The 21,489-nt window shown below is 75.5% G+C and carries 2 protein-coding genes; both read left to right on the top strand.

All coding sequences use genetic code 11. The features are described 5' to 3' along the window. Positions 1-7: 7 nt before the first annotated feature. Positions 8-2,002: an asparagine synthase (glutamine-hydrolyzing) gene (asnB, locus tag AMK13_RS44745; protein WP_074002293.1), complete on the top strand. Its 1,995-nt coding sequence runs from the start codon at positions 8-10 to the stop codon at positions 2,000-2,002. Continuing rightward, positions 1,999-21,477: an SDR family NAD(P)-dependent oxidoreductase gene (locus AMK13_RS45855; RefSeq protein WP_074002292.1), complete on the top strand. Its 19,479-nt coding sequence runs from the start codon at positions 1,999-2,001 to the stop codon at positions 21,475-21,477. The genes asnB and AMK13_RS45855 overlap by 4 nt, the downstream gene beginning before the upstream one ends. Positions 21,478-21,489 lie beyond the last annotated feature (12 nt).

Below are 21,489 nucleotides of genomic sequence, written 5' to 3'. Positions count from 1 at the left end.
GACTGCCATGTGCGGAATCGCCGGGTTCCTCGCGGACCCACCACTGACCGGAGCACCCGACGAGGTCATCACCTCGATGCTCTCGACCATCCGCCACCGCGGACCGGACCAGGCCGGCTACTACCTGGACGACGGGCTCGCGATGGGCACCGTACGGCTGGCGATCGTCGATCCCGCCGACGGCGCCCAGCCGATGTCGGACCCGACGGAGCGCTACTGGATCTGCTTCAACGGCGAGATCTACAACCACGTCGAACTGCGCGCGGAACTGGAGGGCCTGGGCCGCCCGTTCCGCACCGACCACTCCGACACCGAAGTCGCCCTCCAGGCCTGGATCCAGTGGGGCCCGGCCTGCTTCGCCCGCTTCAACGGCCCGTTCGCGCTCGCGATCAGGGACACCGCCACCGGCGGGCTCGTCCTGGCCCGCGACCGCTACGGCAAGCGCCCGCTGTACTACGCCGAGCACGGCGGCGCCCTCCTGTTCGCCTCCGAGGCGAAGGCCTTCGGCGCGTTCCCCGGCTTCCGCTTCGAGCTCTCCCCGCCGGACCTCGCGTCGATCTACGCGGTGTGGACGCCGCTGCCCGACCGCACGCCGTTCGCCGGCGTCCGCCAACTGCCCATGGGCTGCTACCTGGAGGCCGGCGGCGGCCGGCGCTCGCCGCGCGCGTACGAGGAACTCTCCTTCGACGTACCGGGCTTCGACGGCACCGAGCCGGAGGCGGTCGCTTTCGTCCGGGAGAGCCTGCGCACCGCGGTGGAGCTGCGCCTGCGCTCCGACGTGGAGGTCGGCGTCTACCTGAGCGGCGGCCTCGACTCCTCCGTGGTCACCAGCCTCGCCACCCAGCTGTCCCGGCACCAGGTCCGCACCTTCTCGGTGGCCTTCCGGGACAAGAACTTCGACGAGTCCGACAGCCAGCTGCTGGTCGCCGAGCACCTGGGCACCCTGCACTCCGCCCTCCCGGTCACCGGCGCGGACATCGCCGACAACCTCCCGTCGGCGGTGTACCACGCCGAGGTGCCCGCCTTCCGGACCTCCTTCGTCCCGATGTTCCTGCTCTCCCGCCACGTCCGCGACGCGGGCATCAAGACCGTGCTCAGCGGCGAGGGCTCCGACGAGGCCTTCCTCGGCTACTCCCTGTTCCGCGAGACCATGCTGCGCGAACGCTGGCACGGGCTCACCGACACCGAGCGGCGCGCCGGACTCGCCACCCTGCACCCGGAGCTGGCGCACTTCGGCCCGGCCCACCAGGGGCACCTGCTCGGCCTGTACCAGCAGTTCGCCACCGAGCGGCTGCCCGGCCTGTTCTCCCACGAACTGCGGTACCAGAACGGCAGGTTCGCGGCCCGGCTGCTCGCCTCCCGCAAGGACCCGTTCGCCGACCTGCTCGACCTGGTCGCCCGGGCGCCGGGCTACCAGGCCATGTCCGCGGTGCAGAAGGCCCAGTGGCTGGAGTACAAGACCCTGCTGCCCGGCTTCCTGCTCTCGACCCAGGGCGAGCGCGTCGCCCTGGCGCACAGCGTGGAGAACCGCTGCCCGTTCCTCGACCCGGCGGTGGTCCGGGCCGCCTCCGCGGTCAACCTCCGCTTCGACGACGGGTGGAACGAGAAGGCCGTCCTGAAGAAGGCGTTCCGCGCCGAGCTGCCGCAGTGGACCACGGACCGCCCCAAGCAGCCCTACCGCGCCCCGGGCAGCGAGGTGTTCAAGGAGCACCGCCCGGACTACCTGGAACTCCTCCTGTCCGACGCCGAGTTGGGCAAGCTCGACTTCCTGGACCAGCGGTTCGCCCGCCGCCTGACGGACCGCGTCATGGCCTCGCCCGCCGAGGACGTGAGCACCAAGGAGGACCAGGCCTTCGTCTACCTGCTCACCACCGCCGTGCTCCACCGGCAGTTCGTGCTCGACGGCGCCGGCCGGAACGGCGGATCGGCCGCCCCGGCGCTCGACCTGAAAGTGACCGTGGACCGGCGCCACGCCGTCCGGACCGGAAAGGAGGCCCGGTGACCACCGACGGCATCGCCATCATCGGACTCGCCCTGCGCTTCCCCGGGGCCGACACCCTCGCCACGCTCTTCGACCACCTCGCCGCCGGACGCTCCCTGATCACCGAGGTCCCGGCCGAACGGTGGTCCAAGGAACGCTACTTCGGGGACCCGCGCAACGGCGGCGAACGGACCAACAGCATCTGGGCCGGGTTCATCGAGGACGCGGACCGCTTCGACGCCGCCTTCTTCGCCATCTCCCCGCGCGAGGCCGAGACGATGGACCCGCAGCAGCGGTTCGCCCTCGAACTCGCCTGGAAGGCCGTCGAGGACGCGGGCTACCGCGCGAGCGAGCTCGCGGGCAGCCGCACCGGGGTCTTCATGGGCGTCTGCCACGCCGACTACGCCGAACTCATCGAACGCGACGACGTGGCGACCGACGCCTACTTCCCGACCGGAACGGCGTACTCGATCGTCGCCAACCGGCTCTCCTACCACTTCGACCTCCACGGCCCGAGCATCACCAACGACACCGCCTGCTCCAGCTCCCTGGTGTCCGTCTACGAGGCCGTGACCGCGCTCAACAACGGGGACTGCGACCTGGCGCTGGCCGGCGGCGTCAACCTGTGCTGGTCCCCGAAGCACTTCGTGGCCTTCAGCAAGGCCGGCATGCTCTCGCCCACCGGCCGGGCGCAGGCCTTCGACGAGGGCGCCGACGGGTTCGTCCGGGGCGAGGGCGGGGCGGTCCTGCTGCTCAAGCCGCTCGCCCGGGCGATCGCGGACGGCGACCCGGTCCACGGGGTGATCAAGGGCGTCGGCACCAACCACGGCGGCCGGACCAACTCGCTGACCGTGACCAGCCCGACCGCCCAGGCCGCGCTGATCGAGGACGTCTACACCCGGGCGGGCGTCGCGCCCGGCACCGTCGGCTACATCGAGGCGCACGGGCCGGGCACCCCGGTCGGCGACCCGATCGAGATCGTCGGCCTCAAGCGCGCCTTCCGCAACCTGCACGAGGCCGCCGGGACCGAACCCGACCCGGACACCACCGGCATCGGCTCGGTCAAGACCAACATCGGGCACCTGGAATCCGCCGCCGGGGTGGCGGGCATGGTGAAGGTCGTCGCCGCCATGACGGCCGGGGTGCTGCCCGCGACCGTCAACTTCCGGAACCTGAACCCGCTGATCAACCTGGCCGGCAGCCCCTTCTACATCGTCGACGGGACCCGGCCCTGGCCGGCCGTGGACGGCGCGCCCCGCCGGGCCGGCGTCAGCTCCTTCGGCTTCGGCGGGACCAACGCCCACGTGCTGATGGAGGAACCGCACCGCCGCACCCCCTCGGCCGGCGCGCCGGGCCCGTACGTCGTCCCGCTGTCGGCGCGCAGCCCCGAGCGGCTGCGGGTGCTCGCCGGACTGCTGCGGGAGCACCTGCTCGCGCCGGAGTCCGCGCTGCTGCCGCACCAGTCGCCGGCCGACATCGCCCACACCCTGCGGGTGGGCCGCGAACCGCTGGCCGTCCGGGCCGCGCTCGTCGTCGCCGACCGGGACCAGCTCGTGGCCGCGCTGGGGACGCTGGTGTCCGGTGAGCTCCCGGCGGGCGAGGCCGCCAACCCCGCCGGCGCCGGCCCCGAGCTCATGACGGCGGTCGCCGACTGGCTGGCGGGCGGCGACGCGAGCTGGCCGCACCACCCCGGCGCCCACCGGGTGCGGCTGCCCACCTACCCGTTCGCGCGGGACCGGCACTGGTACCGCGTGCCGGAGCCCGTCGCCCCCGCCGCCACCGGGCAGCTGCACCCCCTCGTCCACCGCAACACCTCCGACCTGGCGCAGCAGCGCTACACCTCGACGTTCACCGGCGCCGAACCCTTCCTCGACGACCACCGGGTCGGCGGCCGGCGGGTGCTGCCCGCCGCCGCCTACGTCGAGATGGCCCGGGCCGCCGTGGCGCTCTCGGCCACCGGCACGGGGACCGTCCGGCTGCACGACCTGGCCTGGGTCCGGCCGATCACCGTCGACGAGGAACCCGTCGACGTCCAGGTCGAACTGACGCCCGGGGACCACGGCATCGCCGTCGCGTTCGTACGCGACGGCACGGAGCACGGCACCGGCCGCGCCGCACTCGTCCCGCCCGCGCCGCCGGCCCCGCTCGACCTGGCCGCGCTGCGCGCCTCCTGCCCGGACCCGGCCGAGCCCGACGCCGTCCACCGGCGGCTGCGCGCCCAGGGCCTGGAGTACGGCCCGGCCATGCGCGCGCTGCGGGAGCTGCGCACCGGCCCGGACGGGGCGCTCGCCCGCATCCGGCCGACCGAGCCCGAGGGAGCCGGACACCTGCTGCCGCCGAGCCTGCTGGACGCGGCCTTCCAGGTCTCCGTCACGCTGATGCCGGACACCGCCGGGCCAACCCTGCCGCTGGCCCTGGACGAGGTCCTGGTCCACGGGCCGTGCCCGGCCGAGAGCTGGGCCTGGATCCGGCGCACCGGCGGTTCCGGGGGCTCCGGCGGCTCCGGCGCGGTGGCCAGCTTCGACATCGACCTGTGCGACCAAGCGGGCACCGTCCACGCCACGGTCCGGGGGCTCGCCCAGCGCGCCACCGGCACCGGCGCCGGCACCGGCCCGCGGGTCGTCACCGCCACCACCCGGTGGACGGACCGGCCGGCCGTCCCCGGCGGCCCGGCCCGCACCCCGCACACCCCGGAGCTGCCGGGCATCGCCCCCTCGGCCCCGGCCGACGGCGTCGAGGCCGTGACGGACACGGTGTTCGCCGCCGTCCGGGAGCTGCTGCTCACCCGGCCCACCACCGAGCACCGGTTCGTGGTGCTGGTCGACGGGCGGGTCCCGGCGCACTTCCACCGGCCGCTGGCGGGCCTGTTCCGCACGGTGGCCCTGGAGAACCCGCTGGTCACCGGCCGGGTGGTGCGCGTCGACGGCCTGGAGGGCGCGGACCCGGCGACGATCGAGCGGATCGTCGCCGAGGAGTGCGCGGACGAGGGCGCCGACAGCGAGGTCCGCCGCCGGGCCGACGGGGTCCGGCAGGTGCTGGAACCCGTCGACGCCCCGCTCGCGGCCGGCCCGGCCGTCCCGGAGCTGCGGACCGGCGGGGTGTACTGGATCACCGGCGGCCTGGGCGGCCTCGGTCCGCACCTGGCCCGCTACTTCGGCCGGGCCGGGGCCACGGTGGTGCTCAGCGGACGGTCCGCCACCGGCTCGCTCGCCGACCTGCGCGCCGACGGCGTCGACGCCCACCACCTCCCGGTGGACGTGGCCGACGCCGAGGAGGTCCGGGCCGCGGTCGAGACGATCCTGCGCGACCACGGCTCGCTCGACGGCGTCGTCCACGCGGCCGGCGTCCTGCGCGACCAGTACCTGGTGCGCAAGGACCTGGCCGATGTCCGCACGGTGGGCGCGCCGAAGATCCGCGGCGCGCTCAACCTCGACGCCGCCACCCGCCACCTCGACCTGGACCACTTCGTGCTCTTCTCGTCGGTCGCCGGGGTGTACGGCAACCCCGGCCAGTCCGACTACGCCGCGGCCAACGCCTTCCTGGACGCGTTCGCCGCGCACCGGCAGTCCCTGGTCGACTCCGGCGAGCGCACCGGCCGTACCGTCGCGGTCAGTTGGCCGCTGTGGGCCGACGGCGGCATGACGATGGACGCGGCCGGCCAGGAGGCGATGCGCCGCGAGCGGGGCTGGGAGCCGCTGCCCACCGAGGACGGGCTGCGCGCGCTCGGCGGGGCGCTGCGCGCCGACGCCCCGGCGCACGTCGTGGTCGGCTACGGCGCGGGCGCCACGCTCGCGGCCCGGCCCGCCGTACCGGCCCGAACCGCCGTACCGGGCACACCGGTTCGGACCGCCGTACCCGCCGCCCCGGTACCCGGCGGCGACGGCGGGGACCTGACCGAGCGGACCGAGGAACTGCTGCGGCGGATCGTCGCCGAGGTCCTCCGGCACCGGCCGGAGGACCTCGACCCGGCCACCGACCTCGTCGCGTACGGCATCGACTCGCTGAGCATCATGGGCGTGACCGCCGAGCTGGAGAAGCTGTTCGGGCCGCTGTCCAAGACCATCTTCTTCGAGTACCTCAACATCGCCGACGTCGCCGCCCACTTCGTGGAGTCCCGGCGGGAGCAGTTGGAGGCCGTCCTCGGCGGGGCGGCGCCGCGGGCCGAACCCGAGCCGGAGCCCGTCGAGGTGCCCGTCCGGACCCCTGCCGCCGTCAGCGCCGTCGATGTCGCCGAGGCCCGCGCGGAGCCGTCCGGCCCGCACCGGGACCGCGACGACCGGCACGACATCGCGATCATCGGGGTCTCCGGGCGCTACCCCGGCGCCGACACCCTCGACGAGCTGTGGGAGCTGCTGGAGAACGGCCGGCACAGCTTCACCGAGGTCCCCGCCGACCGCTGGGACCACCGCGTCGTCCACGACAGCGACCGGGCCGTGCCCGGCAAGAGCGTGATCCGGACCGGGACCTTCCTGCGCGACATCGACGCCTTCGACCCCCGGTACTTCCGGATCTCCAAGCGCGAGGCCGAGCAGATGTCCCCGGAGGTGCGGCTGTTCCTCCAGGCCGGCGTGCAGGCGCTGGAGGACTCGGGCTACTCCCGGGAGACCATCCGGCGCCGCTACCAGGGCGACGTCGGCGTGCTCGTCGGGACGATGAGCAACCACTACAACCTGTACGGCTTCCAGAACAGCCTCACCCGCGGCGCCCCGCAGAGCGGCAGCTACACCGGGACGATCCCGAACATGCTGTCCTACTTCTACGGCCTGACCGGGCCGTCGATCTTCGTGGACACCATGTGCTCGGCCTCCTCGACCTGTGTCCACCAGGCCGTGCAGATGCTGCGGGCCGGCGAGTGCCGGATGGTGGTCGCGGGCGGCATCAACCTGCTGCTGCACCCGTACAACCTGATCACCTCCTCGCAGGAGCACTTCACCACCGGCACCTCCGACGTGATCCGCAGCTTCGGCGTCGGCGTGGACGGCACCATCCTCGGCGAGGGCGTCGGCGCGGTGGTGCTCAAGCCGCTGGTCGACGCGGAGCGCGACGGCGACCACGTGTACGCCGTGATCAAGGGCACCGCCCTGTCCAACGCCGGTGTGCGCAACGGCTTCACCGTGCCGAGCCCCGGCATGCAGGCCCGCGCGATCGAGAAGGCCGTCGAGGACGCCGGGATCGACCCGAGGACGATCGGCTACGTCGAGGGCCACGGTTCGGGCACCGCCCTGGGCGACCCGATCGAGGTCCGCGCCCTCACCTCGGCGTTCCGGAAGTACACCGAGGACCGGCAGTTCTGCGCCCTCGGCTCGGTCAAGGCCACCATGGGCCACCTGCTCGCCGCGGCCGGGATGGTGGGCCTGGCGAAGGTGCTGCTCCAGCTGCGGCACGGCAAGCTGGTGCCGTCCCTGCACAGCACGGAGCTCAACCCGGACATCGACTTCGCGGACACCCCGTTCCGGGTGCAGCAGACCCTCGCCGACTGGCAGCCGGTCGTCACCACGGTCGACGGCCGGGAGGTCACCCACCCGCGCCGGGCCGGCCTCACCTCGATCGGCGCCGGCGGCATGAACTCCCACATCATCCTGGAGGAGTACCCGCCGCGGCCGGAGCGCCAGGAGCCCTTCGGCGAGCAGCTGTTCGTGTTCTCGGCCATGAACGAGGACGCCCTCGGACGCCACCTGGCCGTCTTCCGCGACCACCTCGCCGGGGCCCGCGAGGCCGACCTCCCCGACATCGCCTTCACCCTGCGGGTCGGCAGGAACGAACTGCCGCACCGCTGGGCCTTCGTGGCGGCCGACAAGGCGGCCGCCCTGGCCGCCCTGGACGGCTGGGCGGCGGGCCGCCGGGACCTCCCGGAGCACGAGATCGCCCGGACCTGGCTCGCGGGCCGCAGCATCGACTGGGACCGGCTGCCCGCTGCCCGACGGGTCCCGCTGCCCCCGTACCCCTTCGACCGGGTGCGCTGCTGGGTCGAGGTGGACGAGGACGCGCCGACCGTGCTCGCCCCGCTGGCCCACCGCGAGCGGCTGCACCCCTTCCTGGGACGCAACGAGTCCGACGTCCACGGCCTGCGCTACACCGCGGACCTGCGGCTCGACGACCTCCAGGACTACACCTACCGCCAGGACGGGCTCCCCGTCGTGGTGTCCACCTTCGCCGTGGACCTCGCGCTCGCCACCGCGAAGGTCAGCGGGTACGCGGCCGAGCCGGCCGTGCACGACCTGCGGGTGCTGCGGCCGGTCGACTGGTCGGCCACCGACCGCCTCGTCACCGAGTTCGCCGACGGCCACGGCCTGGTGCGGGCCGGGGACGGGCCGCCGGCCGTCGAGTTCACCGTCCGGGCGGCCGACGCGCCCACCGGCCGGATCGACCTCACCGGCCTGCGGCAGGTGCTGGACCGGGCGGGCCTCCTGGCCGAACTGGCCGAGGGCGGCGTCGTCCCCCGGGCCGCCTCCTGCGCCGTCGACGCGGTATCCGCCGCCCCGGACGGCAGTACCGTCCTGCACCTGTCCCGCCCCGGCGTCCAGCAGGACCACGTCCGGCGGAACGTGACCGTCGAACCGTCCGTCCTCGCGGCGATCGCCCTGGGCGTGCAGTGGACGGCCCGCCGGGCCGGGCACCCGGACTGGCAGCGGGTCGCGCCGCACCGGATCGACCGGATCGCCGTCCGGTCCGGCGGGCCGGTCGCCCACGTCCTCCTCGGCGCCGACCGGATCCTCCTGGCCGACGCTTCGGGCGAGGTGCTCGGCGCGCTGGAGGGCGTGCTGTGCGGCACCGGGGGGACGCCACCGGCGGCCCGCCGGGCCCCCCGGCCCGCCGTACTCCGCCCCGAGCCGGGTACTCCCGCGCCGGCGGAGGGCACGTCCGGACCTTCGGGTGCGGACGGGGTCGTGGAGGTGCTGCGCGAGATCGCGGCGGGGCTGCTGAAGTTCGAGCCGGAGGAGCTCGACCCCCGGACCGGCATGGACGAGTTCGGCTTCGACTCGATCTCGCTGGTCTACTTCGCCAAGCAGATCGAGGAGCGCTTCGGCGCCAAGGTCAGCCCGGCCGTGTTCTTCGACCTCAGCACCCTGGAGGCGCTGGGCGCCCACCTGGTCGCGGAGCACGGGGCCTCGGCCGCGCCGCGCCGCCCGGCGGCCCGCCCCGCGACCGTCCCGGCAGCCGTCCCCGTGACCGCCGCCGTGACAGTCTCCGCGACGGCCCCCGCCACCGGGCGCCGGCCCCTCCCGGACCGGCCCGGACGGGCCCCGGACACCCCGATCGCCGTGATCGGCGCGGCCGGACGCTTCCCCGGCGCCCGCGACCTCGGCGAGTTCTGGGCGAACCTGCTGGCCGGGCGGGACTCCGTCACCGCCTTCCCGCTGGACCGCTACGACGAGGAGCAGCGCCGGGCCATCACCGCCCTGGACTTCCCCCGGCGGATGGGCGCCCTCGACGAGGTCGACGCCTTCGACGCGGCGTTCTTCCGGATCCTGCCGCGCGAGGCCGAACTGATGGACCCCCAGCACCGGCTGGTGCTGGAGACGGTGTGGCAGGCACTGGAGGACAGCGCCCACCGCCCGAGCGAACTCCCCTCCAACACCGGGGTGTTCATCGGCGTCACCAACAACGACTACGCGACCCTGCTCAGCACCCGAGGGGTGCGGCCGGACGCCTTCACCGCGACCGGCACCAACCACTCGATCCTGGCCAACCGCATCTCCTACCTGCTCGACGTGCGCGGCCCGAGCGAGCCCATCGACACCGCCTGTTCCAGCTCGCTGGTGGCGGTGCACCGCGCCATGGAAGCCATCCGGTCCGGCGCCTGCGACCTGGCGATCGCGGGCGGGGTGAACGTCCTGCTCGACGCCGGCACCTTCGTCAGCGCCCACCGCGCGGGGATGCTCAGCCCGGACGGCCTGTGCCGCACCTTCGACGCCGACGCGAACGGCTACGTGCGCGGCGAGGGCGTCGGGGCCGTCGTCCTCAAGCCGCTGGCGGCGGCCGAGCGGGACGGCGACGCGATCCTCGGCGTGCTCCGGGGCAGCGCCTACAACCACGGCGGACGGGCCAACTCGCTCACCGCGCCGAACGCCGACGCCCAGGCCGAGCTGGTCACCGCGGCCGTCGGCGACCTCGACCCGGACACCATCGGCTACATCGAGACCCACGGCACCGGCACGGCCCTCGGCGACCCGGTCGAGGTCCGCGCGCTGCGCACGGCCTTCCGCCGGCTCGGCCGCAGCGACGACGGCGCGTGCGGCCTGGGCTCGGTCAAGACCAACATCGGGCACCTGGAGTCCGCCGCCGGCATCGCCGGGCTGCTGAAGGTGCTGCTCTCGCTCCGGCACGGGGTGCTGCCCGCGAACCGGCACCTGCGGCGGGTCAACCCGTTCGTCGAACTCGACGACGGGCCCTTCCACCTGGTCCGGGAGAACGAGCCCTGGCCGCGTCCGCGCGACCGCGACGGCCGGGACGGGCCGAGGCGCGCCGGGGTGAGCAGCTTCGGCTTCGGCGGCGTCAACGCGCACGTCGTGGTCGAGGAGTACGTCCCGGTCCGGGCCGGCCGGGAGGAGCCCGCCGGGGACGTCCTGGTGCCGCTCTCGGCGCGCACCCCGGGGCAGTTGACCGACCGGGCCCGGGACCTGCTGGCCTTCCTGGAGCGGTCGGAGGGGGTGTCCCTGCGCTCGGTCGCCTGGACCCTCCTGGCCGGCCGGGAGGAGATGGCCGAGCGGATCGTCTGGACGGTGTCCAGCGTGGCCCAACTCGCCGACCGGCTGCGGGCGTTCGTCGCCACCGGCGACCGGGGCGAGGCCACCGGTCCGGCGGCGCGCTGGATCGCGGGCGAGGCCCTCGACCGGTCGGCCTGGACCGGCGGAGCGACGCCCGGACGGGTTCATCTGCCCGGGTACCCCTTCGCCCGGGACCGCTTCTGGCACCCGGAGGCCGAGCCCGCCCCGGCGCCCGCCCAGGCGCCCGTCGCGGCACCGGACACCGAAGCGGCCGCCGCTCCCGGCGCCGCCCCGGAGGCCGTCACGGTCCTGTCCGTCCCGGCCTGGGCTCCGGCCCCCGCCGCGCCGGGCCGCCGCCACGACCGCCGCGCGGTCGTGCTGTGCGGGGTCGACGGCGACCTCCCCGGGGCGATCCGGCTGGAGACCGCCAAACAGCGGCCGGAGAGCCGGTTCCGCGACCTGTCCTGGCAGCTGCTGGAGACCGTCCGGGGCCTGGCGGCCGAGGAGGGCACGGTGCTGGTCCAGGTGGTCGCGGACACCGCGGCCCTGGCCGGCCTGCTGCGCTCGGTGGCCAAGGAGGACCCCGGAGTCCTCGGCCAGGTGATCGTCCTGGACGGCGCCGCGGGCGTCGACCCGGCCACCGCGGTCGCGGAGAACGCCGACGGCGCGGACGACCTCGTCCGCTACCGCCACGGCGTCCGGCAGACCCTCGGCTGGACCCCCGTCACTCCCCCGGCCACCGGCTCCGCCCCGCCGTGGCGGGACGGCGGCGTCTACCTCGTCACCGGCGGCGCCGGCGGCATCGGCGCCGCGACGGCCCGTCGGATCGCCGCCGACGTCCGACGGCCCACCCTCGTCCTCGCGGGCCGCTCAGCGGCCGACGAGCGGGTGGAGGCGCTGCTGGCCGACCTGCGGCAGGCCGGCGCGGTCGCGCGCTACGTGCGGGCCGACCTCTCGCGCTGGGAGGAGGTCCGCCACCTCGTCGCCGAGGCGGGCGAGGTCACCGGGGTGGTGCACGCCGCCGGAGTGGTCCGCGACGCCCTGCTCGCGGAGAAGACCGCGGCGCAGTGGGAGGAGGTGCTCGGCGCCAAGGCGGACGGCCTCGTCCACCTCGACCGGGCCACCGCGCACTGCCCGCTGGAGTTCGTCCTGGCCTACTCCTCCGGCGCCGCCGTCACCGGCAACCCCGGGCAGAGCGACTACGCGGCCGCCAACGCCTTCCTCGACGAGTTCGCCGCCTCCCGCAACGCGGCCGTCGCCCGGGGGGAACGGCGGGGCCGGACGCTCTCGGTGGCCTGGCCGCTGTGGCAGGACGGCGGCATGACCGTCGACGACCGCACCCTGGCCTACCTGTGGGAGGACCGGGGGCTGGTCCCGATGCCGACGCCGACGGGCCTCGCCGCCCTGGTCGACGCCTGGCACACCGGGGCGGACCGGGTGTGGGTGCACCACGGCTCGCCCGCCCCGGCCGCTGCTCCTGTCGCTGCCGCTGCCGCTCCGCCCGCGCCCGCACCGTCCGGGGGCCGCACCGCGGACCGCGCCGTGCTGGACCACCTGCGGGAGGTCTTCGCGGAGGTCAGCAAGCTGCCCCCGCAGGCGGTGGACCCGGACCGGCCGTTCGTCGACATCGGCCTCGACTCGGTGATGGTGATCCAGCTCAACCGTGCGCTGGCCCCGTTATACCCCGAGGCCTCCTCGACCCTGTTCTACGAGCAGCCGAACCTGCGGGCGGTGGCCGCCCGACTCGGCGGCGCACGCCGCCCGGAGCCCGTACCGCAACCCGTACCGGAGCGGGCGACCGGGCCCGCCCCGGCGGCCCCCTCGGGACGGACCGTCCCCGCCGGGGAACCCGCCGTCGGACGTGCCGCCGGGAGCGCCGCCGGCCCCGACGAGCCGATCGCCGTCATCGGGCTGAGCGGCCGCTACCCGGGCGCCGCCGACCTGGGCGAGTTCTGGGAGAACCTCAGGGCCGGCCGCGACAGCGTCCGCGAGATCGACCGGTGGCCGCTGGACGGCTTCTTCGAACCCGACCGCACCACCGCCGCGACCACCGGGCGCAGCTACAGCAAGTGGGGCGGGTTCCTGGACGGCTTCGCCGACTTCGACCCGAGGTTCTTCGGCATCGCCCCGCGCGACGCCTACGCGATGGACCCGCAGGAGCGGCTGTTCGTCCAGGCCGCCTGGGAGGTGCTGGAGGACGCCGGGTACACCCGCGCCCGCCTCGCCGAGCAGCACGACCACCGGGTCGGGGTGTTCGCCGGCGTCACCAAGGTCGGGCACGCCCGGCACCCTGCGGGCCGACTGCCCTCGGGTGAACTCGTCGTCCCCGGGCTGTCGTTCGCCTCGCTGAGCGCCCGGGTCTCCTACCTGCTCGACCTGCGCGGGCCGAGCCTGACCGTGGACACCATGTGCTCGGCCTCGCTGACCGCGATCCACGAGGCCTGCGAGCAACTCCGCAGCGGCGCCTGCGAGGTCGCCCTGGCCGGCGGCGCGAACGTCTACACCCACCCGCTGGACTACGTCGAGCTGTGCCGCTCCGGCATGCTCTCGCCCGACCGGTACTGCCGCAGCTTCGGCGCCGGCGGCCACGGGTTCGTCCCGGGCGAGGGCGTCGGCTGCGTGCTGCTCAAGCCGCTGTCCCGGGCCCTGGCCGACGGGGACCGGGTGCTGGGCCTGATCCGCGCCACCGGCGTCAACCACGGCGGGCGCAGCACCGGTTACACCGTGCCGAGCCCGACCGCCCAGGCCGCGCTGATCCGTCAGGTGCTCGACCGGGCCGGCGTCTCGGCGCGGCAGGTCGGGTACGTCGAGGCGCACGGCACCGGCACCGAGCTGGGCGACCCGATCGAGGTCGCCGGCCTGGCCGCGGCGTTCCGGCAGGACACCGAGGACCGGCAGTACTGCGCGCTCGGTTCGGTGAAGTCCGGCATCGGGCACCTGGAGGCCGCCGCCGGCGTGGCGGGCCTCACCAAGGTGCTGCTGCAGCTCGGGCACCGGGAACTGGTCCCCACGCTGAACGCCGAACAGCCCAACCCGAACATCGACTTCGGGTCGTCCCCCTTCCGGCTCCAGCGCGAAGCGGCGCCCTGGCACAGCGAGGGCCCGCGGATCGCGGCGGTGTCCTCCTTCGGTGCCGGCGGCTCCAACGCGCACGTGATCGTCGAGGAGTACCCCGTGCAACCCGCAGACGGCACCGAGGACGGCGCCGAACACGTCGTCGTCCTCTCCGCCCGGACCCCCGACCGACTCGCCGCCTCCGTCGACCGGTTGGCCGCGTTCCTCGACCGGGCCCCGGACACCCCGCTGGCCGACCTCGCGTACACCCTCCAGGTGGGACGGGAGGCGATGGCCGAGCGGTACGCGGTCGTGGTCTCCTCCACCGGGGAGCTGCGGGACGCGCTGCGCGAGGGCCGGGGGCTCCGGGGCAGCGCGGGGACGGCGCCCGACGGGCTGCTCGCGGAACTCACCGCGGACGGCGAGCTCCAGGAGCTGCTCGTCCGGCGGTGGAGCGCCGCCGGGGAGCTGTCCAAGGTCGCGGCCCTGTGGGCGTCCGGCGTCTCGATCGACTGGCGGAGCACGCACCGGGAGGCGCGGCGGACCATCGCCCTGCCCACCTATCCGTTCGCCGCGGAACGGTTCTGGATCGGCGACCTGGCCCGGTCCGGGGACGTTCCCCCCGCAGCACCCGTTCCCCCCGCAGCACCCGTTCCCCCCGCGGCCGCCGAACCGGTCGACCTGGACGACCTGGCCGGTCTTGACGAACCGGCCGAACCGGCGGACGACCTGGCCGACCTGGACGGGCTGGTGCCCGCGCTGGTGCGGGAGAAGGTCGCCGCCGCCCTCGCGATGGAGGCTGGCGAGGTCCTCGACGGGTCGGCGTTCGCCGATCTGGGCCTGGACTCCATCCTCGCCGTCCGGCTGGTCCACGAGCTCAACACCGCGCTCTCGCTGGACCTTTCGACCACCGTGGTCTTCGACCACAGCACGGTCGACCGGCTGGCCGCGCACCTGCTCGCCGAGCACCGGGACGCCATGGTGCCGGCCCGGACCGGCGGCGGGGCCCGGCCCTCGGCCGCGCTCGACGCCACACCGGGCGCCGCGCCGAACGCCGGAGCCGCCGACGGCGGCGCCCCGGCCACCGACCGCCGTCCCGCCACCGGACAGCCGGTGGCCGCCCCCGGCCCGGTGGACCGCGGCCCGATCGCGGTCGTCGGCATGAGCGGCCGGTTCGCGGGCACCGGCTCGCTGGACGAGCTGTGGACGCGGCTGGAGAACGGGGACGACCTGGTCACCGACGCCACCCGCTTCCGCCTCGACGGCCTGAGCGCGTGCACCCGGGGCGGGTTCCTCGACCGGATCGACGAGTTCGACGCGCTGTTCTTCAACATCTCCGGCACCGAGGCCGCCGCGATGGACCCCCAGCAGCGGCTGCTGCTGGAGGAGTCGTGGAAGGCCCTGGAGGACGCCGGGTACGCCGGCCGGATGGACCGGCGGCCGTGCGGCGTGTACGTCGGCGCCTGGGCCGGGGACTACCTGGAGCTGCTCGACGGGGACGCGCCGGCCCAGGCCCTGTGGGGCAACATGGCCTCGGTGATCCCGAGCCGGGTCAGTTACGCCCTGGACCTCAAGGGCCCGGCGATCGCCGTCGACACCTCCTGCTCCAGTTCGCTGGTGGCGCTCGACCTGGCGTGCAAGGACCTCTGGTCCGGCGAGACCTCGATGGCCCTGGCCGGCGGGGTGTTCGTCCAGTCCACGCCGCGGCTGTACGGGCTCGCGGGCCGCGCGGGGATGCTCTCCCCGAGCGGGCGCTGCCACAGTTTCGACCACCGGGCGGACGGGTTCGTCCCCGGTGAGGGCGTCGGGGTGGTGGTGCTCAAGCGGCTCGCCGACGCGCTGGCGGACGGGGACCACGTCCACGGCGTGATCACCGCCGTCGGGGTCAACCAGGACGGCGCCACCAACGGCATCACCGCCCCGAGTTCGGTCTCCCAGGAGAGCCTGATCAGCGGGCTGTACGAGCGGGCCGGCGTCGACGTGGAGCGGATCGGCCTGGTCGAGGCGCACGGCACCGGCACGCCGCTGGGCGACCCGATCGAGTTCCGGGCCCTGGACCGGGTCTTCCGCGCCCGGACCGACCGCGCCGAGTACTGCGCGCTGGGCTCGGTGAAGACCACGATCGGGCACGCCCAGTTCGCCGCCGGCATCGCGGGCGTGCTGAAGGTCCTGCTGGCGCTCAGGCACCGGCGGATCCCCGCCGCGCTGAACTTCGAGACCGCCAACGAGGCGGTCCCGCTGGCCGGCAGCCCGTTCTACGTCAACACCCGGACCCGTGACTGGGCGGCCCCCGCCGCCGGCCCGCGCTGCGGCGTGGTGAGCTCCTTCGGGGCCAGCGGCACCAACGCCCACGTCGTCATCGAGGAGGCGCCGTCGGCCGAGCGGCCCCCGGCGCCGAGGGCGGACCACCCCGTGGTCCTGTCCGCCCGGACGGAGCAGCAGCTCGCCGAGCAGCGGCGCCGGCTCGCGGCGCACCTGCGCGCCCACCCCTCGGTGGAGCTGCGCGACCTCGCCCACACGCTGTGGGTCGGCCGGAAGCGGTTCGAGCACCGCTTCGAGTGCCTGGCGGGCGACACCGCCGAACTGGTCGCGGTGCTCGACGGCATCGCGCCCGCCCGTCCGGTCGGGGACGCGCCGGCCCCGGCCGGGGGACGCCTCGTCCCGCTGCCGACCTACCCGTTCGCCCCGGACCGGCACGGGCCGGCGGCGGGCCGCGACCGCGACCACGACCGCGACCACGACCACGACCACGACCACGTCACGCTGTCCCGTACGGACGGGCTGCTGCGGGACCACGTCGTGCAGGGCCGGCACATCCTGCCCGCCGTCGCCCACCTGGAACTGGCCCGTCGGGCCCTGGGCGGCACCCGCGTCCGGATGACCAACGTGACGTGGGTCCGGCCGCTGGAGGTCGGGCCGGAACCCGTCGAGGTGCTGGTCGACCTGCGCACCGACGCCCGCGGCGGCCGGCGGTTCACGCTGTCGACCGGCGGGACGGTCCGCAGCGAGGGCACCCTGGCCCCCTCCGACGCCCCGCGCCCGGCCCGGGTGGACCTCGCCGCGCTGCGCGCGCGGTGCCCAGAGACGGTGCCCGGCGAACGGATCCACCAGGCCCTGCGGTCGATGGGCATCGAGCACGGCCCGAGCCTGCGGGCCGTCCGGCAGGCGCACGTGGGCCCCGACACGGTGCTCGCCGACCTGGTCCTGCCCGACGCGGCCGAGCCGGGCGCGCTCACCCCGGCCCTGCTGGACTCGGCGATCCAGGCCACCGTCGCGGCGCACCTGACCGAACTGCGGGACACCGCCGTGCCGTTCGCGCTGGAGCGGCTCGAGCTGTTCGCCCCCTGCACCCCGGCCATGACGGCCGTGGTGCGGGGCCTGGCGGCCGGGCCGCTCGGCCGGCTCGACATCGATCTGGTGGACGAGGACGGCGAGGTCCGGGTACGGCTGGTCGGCTACAGCTCCCGCCGGACCGGGAGCCGCACCGAACCCCGCCCGGAGGCCCCTACCGGAACGGCCGGCGCGGACCGGCCCGAGCCCGCCGTCGAAGGCGCCGTCGAGGCCGCCGTCGAAACCGCCGTCGAACCGGCCCTCTACGCCCCGGTCTGGGACCCGATCCCCGCGGACGGCCCCCCGGTGCCCTCCGGCGCGGACCGCGTCCTGGTCGTCGGCGGCCCGGCCCCGCTCGACGGCGCGCTCCACTGGCCGCTGCCGGCCTCGGCGAGCGTCGAGGAGGCCACCGCCGCGCTGCGCGGACTCGGACCGGTCGACCACCTGGTGTGGGCCGCCCCCGAGGCCGACCTCGCGCCCACCGACGCCGCCGGCTACACCGCCGCGCAGGAGGACGGGGTGGTCGCCGCGTTCCGTCTGGTGAAGGCGCTGGTCGCGGCGGGCTACGACGCCAGGCCGCTCGGGATCACCCTGGTGACGACCCGTGCGCTCGCCACCCACGCGGACGACGAGGTCCAGCCCGCGCACGCCGGGCTGCACGGCCTGTTCGGCTCGCTGGGCCGGGAGTACGGCAACTGGACCGTCCGCCGCGTCGACCTGGACGGCTCCGGCTGGCCCGCCGACCTCACCGCCCTGCCCGCCCAGTCCCCCGACGACGCCTGGGTCCGGCGGACCGGCCAGTGGCTGGCCCGCCGCTGGGCCCCGTGCGAGGCCCCGGAGCGGCCGGTGTACCGGGAGGGCGGCGTGTACGTCGTCATCGGCGGCGCCGGCGGGCTGGGCTCCGCGTGGACCCGGCACGTCGTGCGGAACCACGGCGCCCACGTCACCTGGATCGGCCGCCGGGCGCACGACGCCACCGTGGCGGACCGGATCCGCTCCGCCGGAGGACCGGAGCACGTCCGCTACCTCCAGGCCGACGCCGGCGACCCGGCCGCGCTGCGCCGGGCCCTGGCCGAGGTCAGGCGCCGCCACCCCCGGGTGCACGGAGTCATCCAGGCGGCGCTGGTGCTGCGGGACAGCACCGTCGCGCGGATGGACGAGGCCGACCTGCGCGCCGCGCTGGCCGCCAAGGTCGACGTGACGACCGCCATGGCCGAGGCCTTCGACGGCGAGCCGCTCGACTTCGCGGTCCTGCTGTCCTCCATGCAGTCCTTCACGACCGCCGCCGGCCAGGGCAACTACGCGGCCGGCTGCACCTTCAGCGACGCCTACGCGCACGCCCTCGGGCAGCACTGGGACACCCCGGTCCGGGTCATGAACTGGGGCTGGTGGGGCGGACTCGGGAGCGTCACCTCCGAGTTCTACCGGGAGCGGATGACCCGGGTCGGGCTGGTGTCGATCGAACCGCCGGAGGGGCTCGCCGCCCTGGCCGCCCTGCTCGGCGGCCCGCAGCGGCAGCTCGCCTACGTCCGCACCGACCGGCGCAACACCCTGCCCAACTTCGACCGCGCCACCCGGGTCTCCGCGCACGGCCCGGCCGTCCTGCCGCGCCCCGGCACGCTGCCGGCCGGCGTCGACGAGACGGACGCCGCCCTGGACGAGGTCGTCCGGTGGCGGCGGGCCGAGCGGGACCCGTGGCTCGCCAAGGTCCTCGCCGCCCAGCTGGCCGACGTCGACCGCGCGGCGGTCCTGCCGCAGTACGCCCAGTGGTGGGAGCACGCCCAGCGGCTCCTGGCGCCGGCGGAGCCAGCGGACCAGGTGCTGGCCCGGTGGGAGCGGCAGTGCGCCCGGTGGTCCGCGGACCCCGACCGGGCGGCGGAGCTGCGCCTGGCCGCGGCCATGCTCGGGGCCCTGCCCGGGATCCTGACCGGCCGCGTCCGGCCCACCGACGTGATGTTCCCGCGCGGCTCCATGGAGCTGGTGGAGGGCTGCTACCGCGACAACCGCGCCGCCGACCTGTTCAACCGCGCCATGGCCGCCACCGCCGCCGGCCTGGTCGCCGACCGGCTGCGCCGGGACCCGGGCGCCCGGCTGCGGATCCTGGAGGTCGGCGCGGGCACCGGCGGCACCAGCGTGGGGATGTTCGCCGCCCTCCAGCCGTACCGGGACAGCATCGAGCGCTACGTCTACACGGACGTCTCCAAGGCCTTCCTGAACCACGCCCGGGCCTCGTACGGGCCGGAGGTCCCGTACCTGGACTGCCGACTGCTCGACATCGAACGGCCGCTGGCCGGGCAGGAGGTCGCCGAGGGCGCCTTCGACCTGGTCATCGCCGCGAACGTGCTGCACGCGACCAAGGACACCCGCAACACCCTGCGCAACGCCAAGGCCGCGCTGCGGCCCGGCGGTTGGCTGCTGCTGAACGAGCTCTCGGCGTTCGACCTGTTCAGCCACGTGACCTTCGGCCTGCTGGAGGGCTGGTGGCTGTTCGACGACCGGTCGCTGCGGATCCCCGGCTCGCCGGCGCTGTCGCCCGGGAACTGGCGGGACGTGCTGGCCGGTGAGGGCTTCCGCACCGTCGTGTTCCCGGTGTCCCGGGCGCTCCCGCTGGGGCAGCAGGTGATCGCGGCGGAGAGCGACGGGGTGGCCCGGCAGCGGGTGCCGGCGGCACCGGCTGCACCAGCGGGAGGCGGACGGGAGACGTCCGCGGCGCCCGACCGACGCTCGGCGGCCCGGCCGCCGGCCCGGGTGGTCGACACCCCGCCGGCCCGACCGCAGGCGCCCTCCGTCGACCACCGGCCCGCCCGGCCCGTCGACAGCCGGCCCGTCGACGCCCGGCCCGCCCGGCCGGTGGAGACCCTGCCGGTGGACACCCTGACCGCCCGGCCGCCGGCCGATCCGGCGGCGCTGGTCCTGGCCAAGGCGGCGACCGTGCTCGGCATCCCGGCCGAGCGGATCGACTCCTCGGCCCCGCTCACCGACTACGGCCTGGACTCGATCCTGGTCCTCCAGCTCACCAACGCCCTGCGCGAGGACTTCGGCGAGGACGTCTCCCCCACCCTGCTGTTCGAGGCCGAGAGCGTCGACGCCCTCTGCGCCCGCCTGGCCGGCGCCACCGACACCACCGACACCACCGGTGAACCCGGCCGGCGCTGGGCGCTGTCCCGCGGCCAACTGACCATGTACCGGGACCAGGTGCGCTGCCCGGACTCCGTCGCCTACCACCTCCCGCTCCTGTTCGAGGTCCACGGCGACCCGGACGAGGCGGCGCTGGAACGCGCGGTCCGGGAGCAGGCCCGGATCCACCCGCTGCTGGGCGCGGTGGTCGCCGAGCGGGACGGCGTCCCGTACCTGGACGTCGATCCGGCCCGGGGCCCGTCCTTCGAACGGGTCAACCTCACACCCACCACGCGGGACGGCCGGCTGGCCGCGCTGCGCGAACTGGTCGGCGCCCCCTTCGACCTGGCCGCCGGTCCGCTGGTCCGGGCGCACCTGGCCGCCCTGCCCGACGGACGCCGGCTGCTGCTGGTCACCGCGCACCACATCCTGCTGGACGGGACCTCGACGGCCCTGCTGGTCCGCACCCTCAAGGACGCCTACCGGGGCCGGGGACGGCTGCGCAGCGCCGAGTTCGGCGACTACACCGCCTGGGAGGAGGAGCTGCTGGCCGGCCCGCGCGGGCAGCGGCACCGGGACCACTGGCTGGCCGAACTGGCCGGCGCGGACGGGCGGTTGGACCTGCCGTACGACCGCCCGCCGGTCCCGGGGCGGCTGCCGCGCGCGGACGTGGTCGTGACCCGGCTGCCGCGGGAGCTGGCCGACGCGGTCGCCACGACGGCCAGGAGCCACCGGGTCAGCGCCTCGACCGTGCTGCTCGCCGGCTACACCCGCTTCCTCCACCGGGTGACCGGCCAGGACGACCTGATCGCGGGGGTCACCACGGCCGCCCGCTACGAGGAGCGGTTCCAGGACGTCGTCGGCCAGTTCGCGAACTGCCTGCCGATCCGGTCCACCGCCACGGAGGACGTCGCCGGGCTGCTCCGCTCCCTCCACCGCCGGGTGCTGGCCGGGATCGAGCACGGCGCCTACCCGCTGGCCGAGATCGTCCGGGCCCGGGGCGACGGGGACGGACCGCTGGTGCGGACCAACTTCCTGTTCCAGAACTTCGACGGCGCGGAGCTGCTGACCAACGGGGCGCCCACCGCTCCCGGCGACCTGGACCTCCGGGCCTTCGACGACCTGCCCTACCCGGGGGAGTATCCCCTCGCCCTGGAGGTCTACCGGGACGAGGACGGCTACAAGGCCTTCCTGAAGTACGACACCCGGCTGTTCGAGGAGGCCACCGCCCGGTGGCTGGCGGACGACTGGGTGGCGGCCCTGCGGGAGGTCGTGGCCGGCCGGTAGCGGGGCCGGTGT

Origin of the sequence: Streptomyces sp. CB02056, assembly GCF_001905545.1 — a bacterium.
In the GTDB taxonomy this organism is placed as follows: Bacteria; Actinomycetota; Actinomycetes; order Streptomycetales; family Streptomycetaceae; genus Kitasatospora.
Note: the sequence above shows the minus strand (reverse complement) of the source record. Positions and strands in the feature narration are given on the sequence as shown.